The following is a 17,804-nucleotide window of genomic DNA, read 5'->3' on the forward strand; positions in this document are numbered from 1 at the left end:
CGGCGTCTAAGCTGCCGGGGCAGGGGGCACGTTCTCCTCGTGCGGGGAATGCGCCCATAAAAGAAGCCCTCTCCGTATGCTTGGCAGCGCCGGAGAGGGCTTCTGAATCCATTAGCCGTTCAGAAGATCCATAGCGGCCTTGGTATGTGCAATGTACAGCTGCTGGACATCCGCAATGCGGCCCAGACCGGAGATCTGGCAGTCCACACTCTCAAAGCAGCCTGCGGCGGTAAACTGGCTCAGCCAGCTGTCGGCGTCCTCACCGGCCATGTCGTTGTTGGCGTGGTCGCCTGCCACCACCATCAGCGGGCGCAGGATGACCTTGGTGTAACCGGCAGCCTTCACAGCCTCGATGACGGCCTCGCAGGAGGTGTCCTCAGGCTCGCCCTCCACCGTGCCGATGAACACGTTGTCGTAGCCCAGCGTCTGCATGGTGGTCTGCATCTGGCTGTAACTCACCTTGGCGGTGTGAGAGGTGCCGTGACCCATAAAGACGAAAGCGGTCTTATCGGCGGCGGCAGCAGCGGCGCTGTCGTAACCGGCTTCCTTCACAGCGGCAGCGGTAACAGCCTTGGCAACAGCTTCCTTATCTGCATTGATGACGGAAGCATCCGCGCCGACCTCGCCCAGCAGGGGCTCGGCCACAGCAACGCTCTCAAACTTGTCGCGGTACTGGTCCAGCATCTCGTTCATCTCGTCGTACTCTGCACCGTGCATCAGATGGGTGGGCTGCACGATCAGGTTCTTCACGCCGTTTGCCACAGCGCGGTCCAGCGCCTGCTGCATATTGTCGATCTTCTCGCCATCGCGTGCCTGCACATGGTTGATGATGATCTGTGCGGTAAAGGCGCGGCGCACGCTCCAGTCGGGGTATGCGGCCTGCAAAGCGTCCTCAATGCCCTTGATGTCGGCGGCGCGGCTGTCGTTGAAGGAGGTGCCGAAGGACACCACCAGCAGCTCGTTCTCACCGATCTCATCGGCGTTGCGGGCATCGTCCTTGGAGGCATCGCCGGTGTCGCGGCCAAAGTAGTCGGGGTCGGCGTTCTCGCCCTCCACCAGCTCCTTCTGGGCATCGGTCAAAGCGTCCCATGCAGCCTTTGCGGCTTCGCACTGGGCATCGGTGTCATCGGTGCGCTGCTGCACATAGATGGCGTCAATCAAGTCTGCCACGTTCTGTGCGGCCAGTGCGTCAGCGTCTGCGCTGGAAGCTTCGCTGCTGGCGGCAGAGCTGGCAGCAACAGAGGAAGCAGTGCTGGATGCAGCCCCGCCGCAGCCGGTCAGTACACCGGCGCACAGAGCCAGAGCGGTCAGAGCGGCCGCCGTTTTGCGGATGTTGCGTTTTTTCATCTTGTTTTCCTTTCCTGATGTGGGTGAAATACGGCACCGAACAGAAGGGTACAGGAAAGAGAATCGGCAAAAAACGGGGTCTTCCGCTTGCGAAATGGCAAAGCAAAAAGACCCCGTATCTTACAGGCTTTTTGGTACAACCAATTCCTCGTGATCTGGGGCGGCAAAGCCCCGGTACCAACAGCGGGCAGGTTTCCTGACTGAAAGCTCAACGCCCGCTGCCGCCTTCCCAAGCCGGATGGCTCAGTGACCGGTGCAAAAGCACCCTGACAGTGGACTCCCTTATCACAGTGACGAGATCGTGCGGGATTGACACCCGCTTCCCTTTTAACGTCCCTGCCGCCGCCCGGTGGGGCAAAGTGACGGAACGCACCTGCTGTTTTCTGTTCAGTTCGTCAAAAAGTATAGCACAGCCCTATACAAAACGCAAGAAAAAACGGAGAAATGCTTGACCTTCCCCCTGCCGGAAGGTGTATACTTAGCTCGAAACTGAAAGCAAGGAGGCAGCCCATGTTAAAGATCGAGCATCTGACCAAAACCTACGGCGGCAAGCCCGCCGTGCAGGACCTTTGCCTGCACATCCGCCCGGGGGAGTTGTGTGCCTTTATCGGGCACAACGGCGCGGGCAAGACCACTACCTTAAAATGCTGCTGCGGTATCCAGCAATTTGATGCCGGAGAAATTTATGTGGACGGCATTTCCGTGCGGGAGAACCCGCTGGAATGCAAGCGCCGCTTGGCCTATCTGCCGGATGACCCGCAGCTGTACGAGTATATGACCGGTATCCGGTACCTTGATTTTATTGCGGATATCTTTGGCGTAAGCGCCGCACAGCGGACGCAGCGCATCCGGCAGTACGGCGATGCCTTTGGCCTGACGCAGGATTTGGCGCAGTCCATCGGGGCATACTCCCACGGCATGAAGCAGAAGCTTGCCATTATTGCGGCGCTGCTGCACGAGCCGAAGCTGATTTTAATGGACGAGCCCTTTGTCGGGCTGGATCCGCTGGCTTCCCATCAACTCAAGACCCAGATGAAGGCCTTTTGTGCGCAAGGCGGGGCGATCTTTTTCTCCACCCATGTGCTGGAGGTGGCCGAAAAGCTTTGCGACAGGGTAGCTATTCTGCGTAAAGGTCAGCTGGTGCGCGAGGGTGCCATGGAGCAGGTACGTGGTGACGACACGCTGGAAGAGGTCTTTCTGGAACTGGAGGATAGGGGGGAAGCGCTATGATCCGTGCATTGCTCAAAAAACAGCTTCTGGAACTGGGTGCGGCCTTTGTGCGCAGCAGCAAGACCGGCAAGCGGCGCTCCCGGGCAGGAGCATTCGGGTATGCATTGCTGTTTGCGGTGCTGATGCTGCTGGTCATGCTCAGCTTTGGCTCTATGGCGCTGCCGCTGGCAGTGACGCTGGTGCCGCAGGGGCTGGACTGGCTCTATTTTGTGCTGATGGAGCTTTCGGCGCTGACGGTCAGTGTGCTGGCAAGCGCCTTTACCAGCTACGGGCATTTGTTCCGCTGCCGGGATAACCAGCAGCTGCTGGCGCTGCCCATCCCGCCGGGCGCTATTTTTGCGGTGCGCTGCGGCGGGGTGTACCTGACCGGGCTTATTTATCTGCTGCTGGCGTGGGTGCCCTCGGTGGTCTGCTATGCGCTGGCGGCACCCCGCCCCGGCGGAGCCCTGTTGGCGGCGCTGCCGGTAGCACTGGCGCTGGCGGGAGTTTCCATGGTGCTGGCCGTTCTGCTGGGCTGGGCGGTGGCGCTGCTCAACCGCCGCGCCCAGCATAAAAGCCTTGTCACTGTGGTGGGTACGCTGCTCTTTCTGGCGGTCTACTATGCAGCGTTCTGCTGGGTGAGCAACGCAGTGGAGGCCCTTGCGGTGGATGCCGTACAGGCAGGCGCAACCGCCGGTCGTGTTGCTGCACCGTTGCGTCTGCTGGGTCTGGCGGCAGTGGGCAACGTCCCGGCGCTGCTGCTGTTTCTGGCGCTGGCTGCGGCCTGTATGGCGCTGTGCGGTAAGGCGCTGGCAAAGCCCTATCTGCGGCTTTTGACCCTTGAACCGGGCAGAGCCAAAGCGGAATACCGCGCAAAGACGCAAAAAAAGCAGCCCCCGCGCCGGGCATTACTGCGGCGGGAACTGCTGCATCTGGGCGCTTGCCCCATGTGGCTGCTCAACTGTGCACTGAGCAGTCTGCTGCTGCCGGTGCTGGGCGTGGTAGCACTGTGGAAGGCCGCAGACCTGCGCGCCTTTACTGCTGCTTACCTGCCGGAGAGCCTGCCCATGCTGGTGTGCGGGATGGTGTGCGCCATAGCCACCATGAACTTTATCACAGCGCCGTCGGTGTCGCTGGAGGGCGGCACCCTCTGGCTGCTGCAAAGCCTGCCGGTTGCCCCGCAGCAGGTTCTGCGGGTAAAGGTGGAGCTGCAGCTGCTGCTCACGCTGCCGGGGGCGTGGTTTTGCGCCGGGTGCGCCATGGCGGCGCTGCGCATTCCGGCAGGGCAGGGGCTGCTGGTGCTTGCTGTGCTGGCAGCTTTTGTGTGGCTGACGGCGCAAATGGGCCTTGCCTTGGGATTGTGCCTGCCCAACCTCCACTGGGTAAGTGAGGCCGCCGTGGTCAAGCGGAGCGCCGCCAGTATGCTGGCAATGTTCGGCGGGTGGCTGCTGGCGGGCGGGGTGCTGTTTTTGCCCCTGACCTTACTGGATTATGCCGTGCCGCCGCTGGCCGCGCAAGGTGCTTGTCTGGCCGCGCTGCTGGGGCTGGACTTGCTGCTGCACCGCTGGCTATGCACCCGCGGCGCAGCCCGGTTTGCCGCCCTGCACTAAAGTGGGAAAAACTTTATTAGAACAAAATCGGGCAGCCTGCGGGCTGCCCGATTTTGCATTTTCACGGGAGAGGGGCGTAATGGAAAACAGCAGGATGCAGTGCCTGTTTCCTGCGGAAACAGGCACTGCGGGAAGAACGATGTTTTTTGCAGTTACAGCGCATCCAATGCGGTACGGGCGGCGCGGATATTTGCTTCACTGGTCTGCCAGATCTCAAACTCCGAAAAGCCCGGCAGCCCCATGGGCACGCCTTCCCGCCGGAAGGTCATGCGGCTGTCCAGCACCTGCTTGCCGGAAAGGTGGAACGCCCGGGCACCAGTCTGGGCGGCAAGGGCGGGGATGTTGGCAGCAGATACGCCTGCACCAACCAGAATCTCCACCTCCTGCCCGGCAGCTTCCACCAGCTGCCGCAGCAGGGCAGCGCCCTGTGGGGCACTTGCTGCCTGTCCGCTGGTCAGAATGGTAGCAAGCCCTAGCTGCTTTGCGGCTTCCAGTGCGGCAAAGGGGTCGCAGCAGACATCAAAAGCACGGTGCAGGGTGCAGTCCACGGTGCGGTGTGCTTTTTCTGCCGCCTGCCGGGCGGCGGCGTAGATAGGGCACAGAGCATCGGTGTCCAGTGCGCCCGCCGGGGTCAGCACACCGGTCACGATGCCGTCGGCACCGGCGGCTACCAGCTCGGCGGCGCACTCGGCCATCTGTGCAAGCTCGTAACGGTCGTAGCAGAAATCGCCGAAGCGGGGACGGATAAGCGCCCGCACCGGCAGACCGGTCTCAGCCTTGACCTGACGCAGCAGGGCAGGGGAAGGAGTGGTGCCGCCGATGATAAGGTCGGCGCACAGCTCCAGCCGGTCAGCGCCGCCGCGTTTTGCCGCCAGTGCGCTGGCGGTGCTGTCTACGCAAACTTCCAAAGTGCAGTGCATAGCGATACCTCCATCTACAAAAAACGATTTTGAATGGCCGCCGCGCTGCTTTGGCCATTTTCAGCGGAATGAATACTTTAATTTATCAATGGGAAAATCTGCGGATTTTCCCATTGATTTTTTCACAGGGGGGAGAGCAAAGGAAAAGTGCTTTTGCTCAATGCTGTGCTCTAAAAAAGGCTGTTGCGCCATGATATGTGCAACAGCCTCGGGGATTTATGGTTTATTTTACGCTTTCAAGGAAGCGGACAAAACCGGCGCGGCCTGCTTCATCCAGCTTATACACACCGGCATCGGCCAGCACCTGTGCGAACACATGGCCTACCTCGTCCTGCAAGATCAGGTGCACATTGTCGGCGTTCAGCTCCGGGTGCTTTGCAAGGATTTCCTCTGCCCACGCAGCATGCTTTTGCAGGGCTTCGGGGTACTCTGCGGTGGGCAGGTGCGCCACCAGCACATCAGCAAGGTCGAACAGCTCCTGCTTCAGGCGGCTGGGCAGCACGGCCAGACCCATCACCTCAATCAGGCCGATGTTCTCTTTTTTGATGTGGTGCAGCTTTGCATGGGGGTGGTACACGCCCAGCGGATGCTCCGGAGTGGTGATGTTGTTGCGCAGCACCAGATCCAGCTGATACTTGCCGTCCCGCATCCGGGCGATGGGGGTAATGGTGTTGTGGGGCTCGCCGTCGGTCTCGGCAAAGATAAAGCAGCTCTCGTCGGTGTAGCTGCGCCAAGCAGCCAGCAGCTTATCGGCCAGCTCCACAAGGCGTGCATCGTCCGCACAGGTCAGACGGATGCAGCTCATGGGCCAGTGCACGATGCCGGCCTCCACGTCCTCAAAGCCGGGGAACACCCACGTCTTTTCAATGGGAGCTTTGGCCATGGCAAACTCGTAATGACCGCCCTGGAAATGGTCATGGCTCAGGATGCTGCCGCCCACGATAGGCAGGTCGGCGTTGCTGCCCACAAAATAGTGGGGGAACAGACCCACAAAATCCAGCAGCTTGCGGAAGGTTGCCCGCTCGATCTTCATGGGGGTATGCTGGTTGTTGAATACGATGCAGTGCTCGTTGTAGTAAACGTAGGGGCTGTACTGCAAATTCCACGCGCTGTCGTTGATGGTCAGCGGGATGATGCGGTGATTTTCGCGCGCAGGGTGGTTCATGCGGCCGGCGTAGCCCTCGTTCTCCACGCACAGCTGGCACTTGGGGTAAGCACTCTGGGGTGCAAGCTTTGCGGCGGCAATGGCCTTGGGATCTTTTTCCGGCTTGGACAGGTTGATGGTGATATCCAGATCGCCGTACTCGGTCTTGGTGACCCACTTCAGATCGCGCTTGATACGGTAGCGGCGGATGTAGTCGGTGTCCTGACTGAACTTGTAGAACCAGTCGGTAGCGGCCTGCGGGCCCTCGTTTTCGTACCGCTCCTCAAAGTTGGCGCGCACGATGCTGGGGCGCGGGGTCAGCACGCCCATCAGCTTGGTGTCGAACAGATCGCGTGCGGTGGAGTTATCCTCGCACACGCCGCGGGCAACGGCATCGTCCACAAGGGTCTTGAGGATGCTTTCCAGATCGGTATAGCACACCTCGCCCTCCGGGGCGGTAAAGTCGTCCAGCTGCATGGTCATCAGCAGCTGATTGCGGATATAGATCTCGTCATCAGGCAAAATCAGCCCGGTGTCCAGCCCGTAGTTCACGAGCTGCTGGATGGCGGTGGAGATCACAGCACAGCACCTCCCTCAGGACGGATGTTCAGCACATGGCAGCGGCCAGCGCCGAGGATCTTTTCCATGTTTGCCTTAAAGTCTGCCAGCATCTCCACCGGCACAAAGGCCTGCACCGTACCGGCAAAACCGCCGCCGTGCACGCGCACAGCACCCTTGCCGCCCAGATAATGCTTGGCAGCGGCGATGGTCACAGCCACCTCCTGATGCTCCTTGTAACCGGCGGGGATGACGTTCTGCAAATACTCCCAGCTGCTGTCGCCGGAGGCAGTTACCATCTGCAAAAAGGCATCAAAATCGCCCTCGCGCAGGGCGGCCACCTGCTGGGGCACACGGTCGTTATCGGCGTAGAAGTGGAAGGCGCGCAGCACAGCGCGGTCGCCGCACTGCTTGCGGCAGGCCGGAATATTTGCAAGGAAGGTTTCAAAGGGCACGTCCCGCAGCACCTCGCCGCCGCACACAGCGGCCACAGCGCGGCACTCATTGGGGATGGCGGCGTACTCGTCGGTCAGGTCGGCATGGTCTGCGCCGGAGTCCAGAATGCACAGCGCTAGACCGGCCTTGGAAAAGTCCACCTGCACCGGCTCCACGTCGGGGTTTGCCTTGTCGGCAAAGTCGATGGTGATAATGTTGCCCACGCTGGAAGCCATCTGATCCATCAGGCCGCAGGGCTTGCCAAAGTACACATTTTCAGCCCACTGGCCGATCTGTGCAATGGCAATGGGGGAGACTTTTTCATCCATGAAGCAGTCGTTCAGAATCACGCCGACCAGCACCTCAAATGCGGCAGAGGAAGAAACGCCGCTGCCCTTGGGCACATTGGAGGAAATGTACACGTCCAGACCGGACAGCTTTGCGCCACGCTGACGGAAAGCCTCGCACTCGCCGCGCAGCAGGGAAGCAGTGGTGTTCTCCTCCTCCTTGCGGGCGGTCAGGTCGTCAAGGTCGATAACGCACAGGTCGTAGCCCTCGCTCTGCACGCGCAGCTGGTTCAGGCTGTTGGGGGCGGCAGCAGCGATCATATCAATGTTCACGCTGCCTGCCAGCACGCGGCCATGCTGGTGGTCGGTGTGGTTGCCGCCGATCTCGGTGCGGCCAGGGGCACTATACAAACCGGCCTCGGTATGTGCGCCGAAGGTGGTCTCTAACCCGTCCAGAACAGCCGCATAGCGGGCTGCCTGTGCAGGGGTCTCGTCGGGGGTGCAGCAGTACAGCGCAGCCAGACGCGCAGCGTGTGCGCCCTTGGTCAGCTCCTGCTTCCAGGTGGAAATGGACTTCATCATGGAAATTTCCTCCTACTATTATGATCGGAAAAGTCGATGCAGCCGTTCGCAGCTGCAGTAGCTGCTTCTATAATAGTCAAACGCAACGCAAAAAACCATGTGTTATTGTTGCATCTCGATGAAAAGTTGCAAAAAGCGCCTGTGCAGCTCAATCGACTGCTGTCGAACAAATAAAATAAAAGTTTTTCGGGCGAATCGAAATGCTTGGCATAAATGCACACAAATCCCGGAATTTTGAGCGCAGCGCCCAAAAAAGACGGGATGGAAAATTGCACTTTGCACAAAAAAATACCCCCGCACCGATGCAGCCATCGGGTGCGGGAGTGTGGTTCAGCGGGTAAATTCGCTGCCGGTCAGGCCGTCGAGGTTCAGCATTCCTTCCAGTGCGGCAATGTCGGCGTTCACGTCCAGCGCATCGGCTTGGAACAGCTTGTCCAGCTGGTTTTCAAAGGCGGTCACCAGCAGGTCCATGCTGCGCTCGATGCTGTGCTTGGCCTCGGTAATGTTCGTGCCCTCCACCGCCTGCCGGGAAAGGCTGGCGTAGGTGTTCAGCAGCTTGAGCGCAGTGGGCAGATAGTAGTTCATAAATTTTTGCAGCTGTGCTTTTTTGTCCGGGTCCTTCTGCGCCAGCGCAAAGATACGCCCGCTGACTTCTTCCAGACGGGAGATCTTCTGGCTCATCACCGGGTCTGGGATGGCATCGTTCACCTCCCGCAGCTGGCGCAGCAGGGCGGCGTACTCGTCCTCTGCAGCGGGATGAGCTTTAGGTGTCGGGGCTTGCGCGGGCTTTTTCGGCTGTGGTGCCGCACCCCGCACCACCAGCGTGTCGGTGCGGTTGTCAATATAGGCATCCGCGCCGAAGTATCCGTGCTCGATGGCACTTTTCACGGCAGCGCGTCCCCGGGCGGCGTCCACCCCGGCGGCGGCAAACAGTTCCGGCAGGGGGATATTATCGCGCTCGCCCACAACCTTATCCAGCAGCTGCTCCAGCTTGCGGGTGCGGTTCATCCGCAGACCGGTCAGCAGCGCACCGCCGCCGCCAATGGCCATGACGATATCGGAAAACAGCTCCCCGGGGTCAGGCAGCACCTGCCATGCGCCGATGATATCCACCGCATCCGTCATCCCGGCAAACAGGAAAACGGCACCCATGATGGTGCAGAGGACGGCAATGTTTTTATGCCATTCCTTTGCACTTTTCTGCTCTGCCGTGGGAACATCCTGCCCGGGGAAAGGCGGCGTTTTAGGCATAGGTGCGGGATTTGGGGAGGGGCGGTAGTCGCCCCGGTCACGGGCAGCCTCCTGCTCCTCCTTCTGCATCTTTTGGTCGATACCCTTCAGGATGAACAGCAGCACCCCCAACGGCCCGGACATCGCCATGACGATAAAGATGGCAATGGTGGGGATCTTTGCAAAATAATGTTTTCTCGGCTCCATGAAACAGAATTCCTTTCACAGAAAGATAAAAATAAGACCGCGTTCCACTCTATTATAGCGGAGCGCGGCCTTTTTGTTAAGGGGGTATTTCTGTTCTCGTGAAAATGCGCTTGGAACGGTCCACAGACCGTGACAAGCGCAAAATTAAAACATCTCTTCCACAAAGAGGCCGCTACGCAAATGCACAGCGGCCTCTCCATAAAAGTTTACTTCATCAGGCTGCAAACGGCCTCGGCATAAGCGGCGGGGTCATCCACGGGCAGACCCTCGATCAGCTGTGCCTGTGCGTACAGCAGGGCGCTGTACTTGTTCAGCTTCTCGGTGTCGCCAGCCTCCTGTGCGGCCTTCAGGGCGGCAAACACGGGGTGGTTCACGTTCAGCTCCAGCACCTTGTCGCTCTTCACGCCCTCGCTGCCGGGCTGCTTGGACAGCACCTTCTCCATCTCAATGGACAGCGGGCCGTCAGCGCTCAGGCAGACGGGGTGATCCTTCAGGCGAGTGGAGACCTTGACCTCCTTCACCTTGCCGTTCAAGGCGTCCTTCATGGCATCGAACAGAGCCTTGTTCTCGGCAGTGGCATCCTCGGCGGCCTTCTTCTCCTCTTCGGATTCCAGACCCAGATCACCGCTGTTCACGTTCTTGAACTCCACGGTGCCGTCCTTGCCCTCGGCATCCTTGCGGGGGTAGCTGTGCAGGATCTGCAGGCAGAACTCATCCACATCCTCGGTCAGCAGCAGTACGTCAAAGCCCTTGTCCAGCACAAGCTCTGCGGAGGGCAGCTTTGCCAGACGGTCGGTGGAATCGCCTGCGGCAAAGTAGATGTACTTCTGCTCAGCGGGCATCTTGTCGATGTACTCCTGCAGGGTGACCATCTTCTGCTCCTTGGCGGACCAGAACAGCAGCAGGTCGCGCAGCAGTTCGGCGTGCATTCCGTAGTCAGAATAAGCACCAAACTTGATCTGACGACCGAACTCCTTCCAGAACTCCTCGTACTTCGCACGGTCGTTGTTTAGCATGGCGTGCAGCTCGTTCTTGATCTTCTTTTCCAGTGCGTTATGGATCAGCTTCAGCTGGCTGTCCTTCTGCAGCATCTCACGGCTGATATTCAGGCTCAGATCCTGACTGTCCACAATGCCCTTTACAAAGCTGAAGTAATCCGGCAGCAGGTCGGCACACTTTTCCATAATGAGCACACCGGAAGCGTACAGCGCCAGACCCTTCTCGTAGTCCTTGGTGTAGAAGTCGTAGGGACGGTGGCTGGGCACGAACAGCAGGGCATTGTAGTTGGCGGTACCCTCGGTGCGGCTCACGATGACCCGGGCGGGGTCAGCGTAATCACCGAACTTATCCTTGTAGAAGCTGTTGTACTCCTCATCGGTCACTTCGCTCTTCTGCTTCTTCCAGATGGGGATCATGCTGTTCAGGGTCTCCAGCTCGGTGTAGGTCTCCCACTCGGGCTTGTAGTCCTCGGGCTTGGGGTCCGGTTCCGGCTTCTGACGGCTCTTTTCGCGCTCCATCTGGATGGGGTAGCGCACATAGTCGCTGTACTTCTTCACGATGGCCACAATGCCGTATTCATCCAGGAAGTTGTCGTATTTCTCAGTGTCGGTATCCGGCTTGATGTGCAGAATGACCTGGGTGCCCACGGTATCCTTCTGGGCGGGGGTCATCTCGTAGCCGTCCACACCGGAGGACTCCCACTGCCATGCCTCGTCCGAGCCATAAGCCTTGGAGATAACCGTCAGCTTATCGGCCACCATAAAGGCGGAGTAGAAGCCCACGCCGAACTGACCGATGATATCAATGTTCTCGTCCTTGTTGTCCTTCTTGAAATCCAGAGAACCGGAGTGTGCAATGGTGCCCAGATTCTGCTCCAGCTCTTCCTTGGTCATACCAATGCCGTTATCCTCCACGGTCAGGATGCGGTTTTCCTTATCGCGGGTGATGAGAATACGGAAATCGCCCTTGTTCATGCCCACGGAGGTGTCGGTCAGGCTCTTATAATACAGCTTATCAATGGCGTCCGAAGCATTGGAGATCAGTTCCCGCAGGAAGATCTCTTTATTGGTATAGATGGAGTTGATCATCATGTCCATCAGTTTTTTGCTCTCTGCCTGAAATTCTTTCTTGGCCATAATACAAAACCTCTTTTATCACATATTTGGTGCACCGTACCCGGTAAACTGCCGGAATACTTAGCACTCATAACTTCTGAGTGCTAATATACAACGACTTGCAGGGAAAATCAAGGCTTTTCATAAAAAGTTAAAATTTGTTCTCCTGTGCGCGAAGCGGCGCTCCGGATTCGTTTCTTATATGGAAAATAAAATTTCTTGCAAAGTCTTTCCCACTTTTGCGCAGACTGTGCTATAATGGAACGAGTATGCCGGAAGGATGTGAGAAAATGTCAAAACAGGGCGATGCCGCCTACGCATGGTTCTTAAAGGGCTATAATTGCAGTCAGAGCGTGGTGGCGGCGTTTGCACCCCAGCTTGGCCTGACCGAAGAAACAGCGCTGCGCCTTTCTGCAGGCTTTGGCGCAGGTATTGGCCGGATGCGGGAGGTGTGCGGGGCGTTCTGCGGTGTGGTGACCGTGCTGAGCATGGTCTACGCCGACCCTGCTGACCCCAAGGATAAATCCCGGATGTACGCACTGGTACAGGAGGCTGCGGAGCAGTACCGCAGCCGCAACGGCGGCAGCATTATCTGCCGGGAGCTGCTGGCAAAGGCGGGTGCTGCTCCTACTGGGGGCACGGCGGCAGAGGACCGCACCGCAGACTATTATAAAAAGCGCCCCTGCCCGGAGCTGTGCCGCATCTGCGCCGACCTGTGTGCAGAATTTATTGCGGCGCACCCGGAGGGACGGCACGGACTATATAAGGAGGATGCGTAAATGCAGCTTGAACAACTGGAATTGACCGGCGGCGGTACGCTGACGCTCTACCTGCGGGAGAGCGTGGAGGCCATGCCGCATTTCCGGCAGCGTCCGCTGGTGCTGGTGGTGCCCGGCGGCGGCTATACCCACGTCAGCCCCCGGGAGGGTGACCCCGTAGCGCTGCAATTTGCGGCAGCTGGCTACCACACGGCGGTACTGCACTACGCAGTAGGGGACAGCGCCCGGGATGCGCTGCCCATGCGGCAGCTGGCACAGGCCATCGGCCTTGTGCGGCAGCACGCAGAACAGTGGAATATTTTGCCGGATAAGATCGCTTTGTGCGGTTTTTCGGCGGGCGGGCATCTGGCACTGTCCGGTGCAGTGTGGGAGATCCCCGGCATGGCAGACCAGCCGCGGCCCAATGCCTTGCTGCTGGCATACCCGGTGGTCACCGCCGGAGAATACGCCCACAGGGACAGCTTTGTGCAGCTGACCGGCACGCAGGACGTTGCCGCCCACCAGCGCTTTACGCTGGAGGATAAGATCACCCCGGCCACACCGCCGGTGTTCGTCTGGCATACCATGGAGGACGAGACCGTCCCGGTGGAAAACACCCTGCTGTTACTGAACGCTCTGCACAAGGCGGGCGTGCCGTGCGAAGCACACTTGTTTGAAAAAGGCTGCCACGGCACTAGCATCTCCACCCCGGAGGTGGACGCCGACAGCGCCCACCGCAACCGCTGGGTCAAGCTTGCGGTGGAGTGGCTGGACGATACCTTTTCTTTCCATGCTTGAGATAACCGACTGAAACCGGAAAAGCGTGTGTAAATTTTAGTCATACCTACAAAAAATTCACAAATAAACCGTTGACTTGCACAGGCGTATGCCGTATACTGTCCAACGGGGATAAAACCACGAAAGAAGGAAACAAAAATGGTTATGGATCCCACACTGCCGCGCATCAAGGTGCGCGATCTGCTCATGCAGGCATTTCTCACCGGCTGGGAGCGCTCCGATAAGAGCACCTCACAGGACGAGTACCTGCAAAGTTCCATTCAGGTCATTGAGATGCTGCAGGTAGAGCCGGAAAACCTCTACGCAGAGGAGGGTCTTGGCCTGCCGGACGGCGAAGAGGTGGATCATCTGGACGATCTGCTGCGCGCGGACGGCTTCTGGCTGTACTACGGGGTGGAAGCAGAAAACTTCTTCCTGATCCAGTGGTACCCGGACGAGGCTTCTGCCAATGCAAAGCTTGCCCAGCTGGAAGAACTGGGCGACGGCAAGCAGTATCTGGTAGACCTGACCCTCAAGCGGGCAAACCCTTCCGAGGCTGAAAACTTCGGCAATTCCAACCCGGTGCAGCTCCGCTCCTGAAACAAACGTTAACGTATTGAGTTGAAAGGAAATTTTGCTCATGCAGCTTTCTGTTACGGAACGCGAACGGCTTTATGCCATTTTGGAAAAATACGATCAAAACCCCAAGGTGCAGCAGATGCGGGAGTTCATCCAGCACGGGGACGTTACCACCTATCAGCACTGCAAGAATGTGGTGCTGGTCAGCTGTTGGCTGAACCATCGGCTGCATTTGGGTGCAGACGAGACCTCACTGGCTGTCGGTGCTTTCCTGCACGATTTTTATCTGTACGACTGGCATAAAAAAGGTACCTTCCATGGCATCCGCCGCCTGTTCGAGATGCACGGCTTCTCCCACCCGGGCTGCGCCTGCGTCAACGCAGAAAAGGTGTTCCATATCACCAAAAAGGAACAGAGCATCATTTCCAGCCATATGTGGCCGCTGACCTTCCGTCATGTGCCCAGCTGCCGCGAGGCCATCATCGTCTGCCTTGCCGATAAGTACTGCGCTGTGGTGGAAAGTATGTTCAAGCACAGCCGTGTGGCTGCCGCCCAAAACGCCAACGGCGAATACGACGAGTGGTAAAACTGAATCATCACAAATAACAGGAGCCGCTGCACCCAAAAAGTGCAGCGGCTCCTTCTGCTTCTACTCTGCAAATAAAAATGATCATTCCGCTAAAAGTGGTCAGAGCGCAGCGGAGACCATATCCAATCGTTGGCCTGCACTCGGCAGCTGGTCACAGCTTTTTGAACCCCTCCGGTTCGTCTGCGGCGGCGCGGCGCTCCATCAGATAGGTGTCCAGCCAGTGGCCGTGGCAGTCCCGTGCAATGCGCTCTCGGCGTCCTACCAGCCGGAAGCCGCACTTGGCGTGCAGGGCGCGGCTGGCGGCGTTGTCCTGTAAAACGGTGGATTGCAGCGTCCAGTACCCGGCTTTTTCGGCAGCGGCGCACAGGGCGCTCAACAGCTGAAAGCCCAGTCCGTGCCCACGAAACTGCTCGCCTACATAGATGCTTACCTCGGCCACGCCCCGGTAACACCACCGGGGGTCTACCCGGTGCAAAGCACACCACCCTGCCAGCACCCCGCCGGAAAGGATGACCAGACGGCACTCCTTTGTGTGGGAAGCGTCCCACGCGGTATAGGGCGGGCATTCGGTCTGGAAGGTGGCGTATTCCGTGGCAATGCCCTCAACATAAATTCTGGAGACCGCGCCCCAGTCCTCCGGCGTCATAGGCCGGATGATGATCTTATCCATACTTTCATCCTCGGCGGGCCGAAAATTGCCCGCATTCTCTTTCCACTCCCGGATAAATTTCAGTATAGCAGAATTTGCCGCGCGGTACAAGAAGCGGACTGCACAGAAATTGTTTTGACATCTCACCTGTTTGTGATACAATAAGGGAACAGGAATGCGGCGGGGAATGCGCCGTCTCTCATGGAGGATGTATGAGAAAAACTGTCCGGGTACTGCTGTGTATGGTTTGGCTTATGCTTTGCGCGGCGCTGCCTGCCTTTGGCGCAGAGAGCGCACCCCATGTCACGGCAGAAACTACAATGGCTCAGCTGCGCGCAAACCCGGCGATCCAGGGAAGCGGCTATTATACATATTGCCGTGAGATGACGCCGCTGATGGTGGAACGCTGGAAAAACAAGACCTTGCACGATTATTTTGGCGACACCGACCGGGAATCCGGCATTGCTGCGCTGAACCTTATCATTGATAACTATAATAAGGGCGTCAAGGTCACCTATCAGGTCTACACGCCTGAGGAGATCGAACACAATTCCAGTCTGGGCTGTGTGCAGCTGTTTTATTATCCGGCCGAGACCCCCAACGCCAAAACCGCTATCGTAGTGCCCGGCAACGCCTTGACCGCAACCTCGGAGATGGGTGAGGGCGGCTCCACGGCCTACGAGCTGCATAACCGGGGCTATGCCGTGTTCGTGCTGCGCTACCGCACCTTTTTGGATCTGGGCAATAACGCCCCGCTGGAGGATCTGGCAAGGGCGGTGCAGCTGGTGACAAGCCTTGACGAGGAGCTTTCCATCCATACACAGGGCTATGTGCTGGTGGGCTACTCCTCTGGCGGCCAGCTTGTGGGCGTGTTCGCAAATAAGGAGCGCGGCTACGGCTATTACGGCGCTGCAAAACCCGGTGCACTGCTGTTGGCTTATCCGGTAGTGAACTTTTCAGAGGTAAAGATCGCGTATCAGGCGCTTATGGATACCGGCAACTATGGGTGGCACTATTACTGCTCCAGTGTGGCAGATCTTGTCACGGACGATTATCCGCCGGTATTTTTCTGGTACGGAAAGGACGACAAGGTGCTGCCTTGGATGATCAATCAGGTGCAGGGCCCGGCGCTGCAAGCGGCGCTGGAAGCCCACAAGGTACCTTATGTTATGAAGGTGTTTGAGTCTGCGCCGCATAGTATCGGGGTGGGCTATACCACCGATGCCGAGGGCTGGCTGACAGATGCCGTGGCTTTCTGGGAGCAGCAGACCGCTGCCTGACCATAAATAAAAAAGGAGTAGAACATGATGGATCAGAATACTTGTTTTGCATACCTGAACATGGAGCTGCCGGACGATATCCGCCGCCTGAAAGAGGCCGGTTACTACGACGCCGCCATTGCGCGCATTGATGCCTGTCTGGCTGAGGACTGGACTGCCAGTCAGAACCAGCCCCTGCACCCGCAGGGCGCGCTGCCGGTAAACCCCACCCCCCACGGCGTGGACGCATGGCGGCAGGGTCTGTTGGCGCACCGGGAAATTTTGCGCCGTCTGCCGCGGGACTACACTCTCACCGCCGACCAGCTGCTGAACAAGCTGCAGGCCACCCTGCGGGACTTTACCGCAGAGGAGTTCGCCGCACTGGACGCTGCCGGGCAGATGGACTGGCGCTTTGTGGAAGGGCAGAAGCGCTATATCTACCGCGCCGCCGAAACGCTGGTGGCTACCCATCCCGACCTTGCCGCCCGTCAGCTGGACCCGCCCGTCCCGGAGCGCAGCTGGGATCGTTTTGAGCCCCAGCACGACCAGATGGTGCGCACCGGTGCAGCCAGCGCAGACATCACCCTGCGCACCAGCATCGGCATGACTGACGAGACCTTTGCCCGTGCCCTTGCCGCTGCAAAGGCTGAGGGCAGAAACACCGTGCACGTCAAGGTGTGGCTGCCGCTGCCTGCTGCCTGCCCGGCACAGAGCAACATTACGCTGGACAGCTTTACCGCCCAGCCCACTTATATTGCGCCGGAAACCGCACCCCAGCGCACCGCGTACTGGGAGGCAGACCTTGCCGAGAACTGCCGCTTTGGGGCACAGTACAGCTACCGCAGCACTGCGTACTACGCTGCCCCGCTGGAAATGCAGGCCGACCCGGTGCAGCCGGATTTTGACACCGCCGAGCAGCTGCCCCACATCGCCTTTACCCCCTATATGAAGGCACTGGCTGCGCAGCTGACCGAGGGTATCACCGACCCGGTGCAGAAGGCAAAGCGCATTTATGATTTTGTCACCCTGAATGTGCACTACCACTTCCAGCCCATGTATTTTGTGCACGAGAATATCACCGATAATTGCGCCCGCAGCCGCCGGGGCGATTGCGGCGTGATGGCCGCCACCTTCATCACCCTTTGCCGCATTGCAGGCATCCCGGCAAAGTGGCAGAGCGGCATGGTGGCACGGCCGGAGACAGCCGGCTGCCACGACTGGGCAATGTTCTATATTGCCCCCAAGGGCTGGATGTACGCCGATTGCTCTGCCGGTGCCTCCATGGCGCGTGCGGGCAACGAGAAGATGCGCCTGCACTACTTCGGCAATCTGGACACCGACCGCATGGTGGCCAACAGTGACATCTGCGCCCCCTTCGACCCGCCTATGTGCTCCTTCCGCGCCGACCCCTGTGATAATCAGGTAGGCGAGATGGAGGTAGACGGTGTGGGTCTGTACGGCCAGCAGGTGGAGACCACACAGGAGATCGTAAAGCATCAGGAAGTATAAGCACATCCGGGTCTGCCATTACCGCAAGACCCGGATTTTTG

The 17,804-nt window shown here is 58.8% G+C and carries 16 protein-coding genes and 1 riboswitch; of the genes, 9 read left to right on the forward strand and 7 right to left on the reverse strand.

Features of this window, described 5'->3' with window-relative positions; genetic code table 11:
* Positions 1 to 111: 111 nt before the first annotated feature.
* On the reverse strand, positions 112 to 1,347 hold the full coding sequence (locus tag C7J97_RS01445; RefSeq protein ID WP_113991835.1) for a sirohydrochlorin cobaltochelatase: 1,236 nt from the start codon (positions 1,345 to 1,347) through the stop codon (positions 112 to 114).
* A 169-nt stretch (positions 1,348 to 1,516) separates the two neighbouring features.
* A riboswitch (cobalamin riboswitch) is annotated at positions 1,517 to 1,739 on the reverse strand.
* Between the two features lie 118 nt (positions 1,740 to 1,857).
* On the opposite strand from C7J97_RS01445, the gene C7J97_RS01450 reads away from it, so the two are divergent.
* Both C7J97_RS01450 and C7J97_RS01455 read left to right on the forward strand, forming a co-directional pair.
* Positions 1,858 to 2,577, forward strand: coding sequence for an ABC transporter ATP-binding protein (locus tag C7J97_RS01450; RefSeq protein WP_113991836.1), 720 nt, complete (start codon positions 1,858 to 1,860; stop codon positions 2,575 to 2,577).
* Positions 2,574 to 4,166, forward strand: coding sequence for a hypothetical protein (locus C7J97_RS01455; RefSeq protein ID WP_015538427.1), 1,593 nt, complete (start codon positions 2,574 to 2,576; stop codon positions 4,164 to 4,166). The genes C7J97_RS01450 and C7J97_RS01455 overlap by 4 nt, the downstream gene beginning before the upstream one ends.
* Positions 4,167 to 4,318: 152 nt before the next feature.
* Here C7J97_RS01455 and C7J97_RS01460 read toward each other — a convergent pair whose 3' ends face one another.
* A complete protein-coding gene (locus C7J97_RS01460; protein WP_015538428.1) occupies positions 4,319 to 5,086 on the reverse strand; it encodes a copper homeostasis protein CutC in 768 nt (255 codons plus the stop codon).
* A gap of 29 nt (positions 5,087 to 5,115) precedes the next feature.
* On the opposite strand from C7J97_RS01460, the gene C7J97_RS15155 reads away from it, so the two are divergent.
* Positions 5,116 to 5,280, forward strand: coding sequence for a hypothetical protein (locus C7J97_RS15155; protein ID WP_207657554.1), 165 nt, complete (start codon positions 5,116 to 5,118; stop codon positions 5,278 to 5,280).
* Between the two features lie 29 nt (positions 5,281 to 5,309).
* Here the strand turns inward: C7J97_RS15155 and galT are convergent, their stop codons facing one another.
* From galT to htpG, 4 genes are all read right to left on the reverse strand, one after another.
* Entirely contained in the window at positions 5,310 to 6,809 is a 1,500-nt protein-coding gene (gene galT / locus C7J97_RS01465; RefSeq protein WP_113991837.1) for a UDP-glucose--hexose-1-phosphate uridylyltransferase, read from the reverse strand.
* Positions 6,806 to 8,092, reverse strand: coding sequence for a galactokinase (locus C7J97_RS01470; protein WP_015538429.1), 1,287 nt, complete (start codon positions 8,090 to 8,092; stop codon positions 6,806 to 6,808). Before C7J97_RS01470 ends, galT begins: the two co-directional genes overlap by 4 nt.
* A gap of 330 nt (positions 8,093 to 8,422) precedes the next feature.
* Positions 8,423 to 9,529 carry a 5-bromo-4-chloroindolyl phosphate hydrolysis family protein gene (locus C7J97_RS01475; RefSeq protein WP_015538430.1) on the reverse strand — a complete coding sequence of 369 codons (1,107 nt, stop codon included), beginning with the start codon at positions 9,527 to 9,529 and terminating at the stop codon, positions 8,423 to 8,425.
* Between the two features lie 206 nt (positions 9,530 to 9,735).
* Positions 9,736 to 11,664, reverse strand: a complete 1,929-nt coding sequence (htpG, locus tag C7J97_RS01480; protein WP_005926307.1) for a molecular chaperone HtpG — start codon at positions 11,662 to 11,664, stop codon at positions 9,736 to 9,738.
* A gap of 269 nt (positions 11,665 to 11,933) precedes the next feature.
* Here htpG and C7J97_RS01485 point away from each other — a divergent pair, with 269 nt between their 5' ends.
* The 4 genes from C7J97_RS01485 (at position 11,934) to C7J97_RS01500 (ending at position 14,343) form a co-directional block, all read left to right on the forward strand.
* A complete protein-coding gene (locus tag C7J97_RS01485) occupies positions 11,934 to 12,422 on the forward strand; it encodes a C-GCAxxG-C-C family protein (protein ID WP_113991838.1) in 489 nt (162 codons plus the stop codon).
* Positions 12,423 to 13,199, forward strand: a complete 777-nt coding sequence (locus C7J97_RS01490; protein ID WP_113991839.1) for an alpha/beta hydrolase — start codon at positions 12,423 to 12,425, stop codon at positions 13,197 to 13,199.
* Between the two features lie 144 nt (positions 13,200 to 13,343).
* Entirely contained in the window at positions 13,344 to 13,778 is a 435-nt protein-coding gene (locus C7J97_RS01495) for a hypothetical protein (protein ID WP_015538432.1), read from the forward strand.
* Positions 13,779 to 13,818: 40 nt separating this feature from the next.
* Positions 13,819 to 14,343 carry an HD domain-containing protein gene (locus C7J97_RS01500; protein ID WP_113991840.1) on the forward strand — a complete coding sequence of 175 codons (525 nt, stop codon included), beginning with the start codon at positions 13,819 to 13,821 and terminating at the stop codon, positions 14,341 to 14,343.
* 154 nt (positions 14,344 to 14,497) lie between these two features.
* Here the strand turns inward: C7J97_RS01500 and C7J97_RS01505 are convergent, their stop codons facing one another.
* Positions 14,498 to 15,016, reverse strand: a complete 519-nt coding sequence (locus tag C7J97_RS01505) for a GNAT family N-acetyltransferase (RefSeq protein ID WP_113991841.1) — start codon at positions 15,014 to 15,016, stop codon at positions 14,498 to 14,500.
* Between the two features lie 191 nt (positions 15,017 to 15,207).
* Here C7J97_RS01505 and C7J97_RS01510 point away from each other — a divergent pair, with 191 nt between their 5' ends.
* Positions 15,208 to 16,275, forward strand: coding sequence for an alpha/beta hydrolase (locus C7J97_RS01510; RefSeq protein ID WP_113991842.1), 1,068 nt, complete (start codon positions 15,208 to 15,210; stop codon positions 16,273 to 16,275).
* Between the two features lie 24 nt (positions 16,276 to 16,299).
* Positions 16,300 to 17,763, forward strand: a complete 1,464-nt coding sequence (locus tag C7J97_RS01515; RefSeq protein WP_113991843.1) for a transglutaminase-like domain-containing protein — start codon at positions 16,300 to 16,302, stop codon at positions 17,761 to 17,763.
* The last annotated feature ends 41 nt before the right edge of the window (positions 17,764 to 17,804 follow it).

Source organism: Faecalibacterium prausnitzii, assembly GCF_003324185.1.
Lineage (GTDB): Bacteria > Bacillota > Clostridia > Oscillospirales > Ruminococcaceae > Faecalibacterium > Faecalibacterium prausnitzii.